Source organism: Moorena sp. SIO2C4, from assembly GCF_010672485.1.
GTDB lineage: Bacteria > Cyanobacteriota > Cyanobacteriia > Cyanobacteriales > Coleofasciculaceae > Moorena > Moorena producens.
On the sequence record NZ_JAAHGN010001487.1, the window covers coordinates 1 to 1,300 of the forward strand.

The following is a 1,300-nucleotide window of genomic DNA, read 5'->3' on the forward strand; positions in this document are numbered from 1 at the left end:
TTTAGCTTCTGACAAAATTCATCCCACGTCTCAAAGCGTAGCGTGAGCGTGGTCAGAAGTTACCGCAAGAATAGTGGAGCCTTTATAGTTGGCAGTCTGTGAGTTAAGGGTTAAATCTTTTTGTAGTAAGGCTCCACTATTCTAAGGTTTCATCTCCGGGATGAATTTTGTGCAGGGTCTTTGTTGCTCATCTCAGGAGTGTCTTGGTTTTCAATGTACTTTTTAAGAGTAGAAATAGTAACGCCACCACAACTAGCAATAAAGTAAGAACTATTCCACTTGTGCAGGTTTTTTGTAGTAGATTCTGGCTAGTTGTTCACTAAATTCTACTCTTATTTTTCGGCTTGAGACACTCTTCAATGAGTTAACCAGTTTACTCAGGTGAATGTCAGGGTGATACTGGAACAGCAGGTGAACATGGTCTTTTTCCCCATCAAGGCTAACAAGCGATCATTCTTGTTGTTCAAGTAAGTTTTCAAAAATTTCATGTAAACGGCTAATCATCTCACCAGTAAAGACTTGGCGACGATACTTGGTCGTCTTGACGAGATGAGCTTTAAGGTCACAGACAGACCGACCCTTAGATAAAAAGTCATTATTCATAAAAATCCTGCTGTTGTCTACTATAATCAGTGTAGCTTAAAAGTTAACACCAATGAAATACACGTATCAATATCGACTATATCCAGAGACTCAACAAACACTCACACTGAACGAGTGGCTGCGAGTTGTTGGTCGATATTGGTATAACCGGATGTTGGGTGAGCGTTTTGATTGGTGGGATAAAAATAGATGTCCGGTCAATGCCTGTCCATTAATCTTTTACCTTCCGGAGCTTAAAGATCAGCCCAATTTCTACAGCCAGAAAAAGCAACTTCCAGTTATCAAGAAAGACTTGGTTAAGATTGGATGGTCTGGAGAGTTGATAGACTTTACTGAGGTGTATTCAACTGTTTTGCAAGATGTCTGTACAAGAGTAAAAAACGCTTTTAACAGGTTTATAGCAGGGGACAAAAATGGTAAACGCAGTGGCAAGCCTCGATTTAAGAATGTTGCCAGATATCGGACGTTAAACTTTCCAAATGCTGATAATTCTTGGTTAAAGTTCTGTACTGTTAACGGAAAATGGTTGTTTGTTCAAGTTCCTAAAATTGGTTTGATTAAGCTGAGAAGACACAGACCGTTACCTGATAGTGCAAACTTAAAACAGCTATCAATTACAAGGAAAGCTGACGGATGGTACTGCAACCTGAGCCTAGAGGATAAGTCAGTGCCGGAGTTCAACCCTGATGACATTATT

Annotated in this window: 1 protein-coding gene and 1 pseudogene; one reads left to right on the forward strand and one right to left on the reverse strand. The window is 39.8% G+C overall.

The window, feature by feature from the left end:
• Nucleotides 1-149: 149 nt before the first annotated feature.
• A pseudogene (gene tnpA / locus F6K20_RS38845) lies at nucleotides 150-603 on the reverse strand (IS200/IS605 family transposase).
• Nucleotides 604-655: 52 nt separating this feature from the next.
• Here tnpA and F6K20_RS38850 point away from each other — a divergent pair.
• Nucleotides 656-1,300 (forward strand): RNA-guided endonuclease InsQ/TnpB family protein (locus F6K20_RS38850; protein WP_287298489.1); only part of this gene is annotated, 645 nt, incomplete at its 3' end.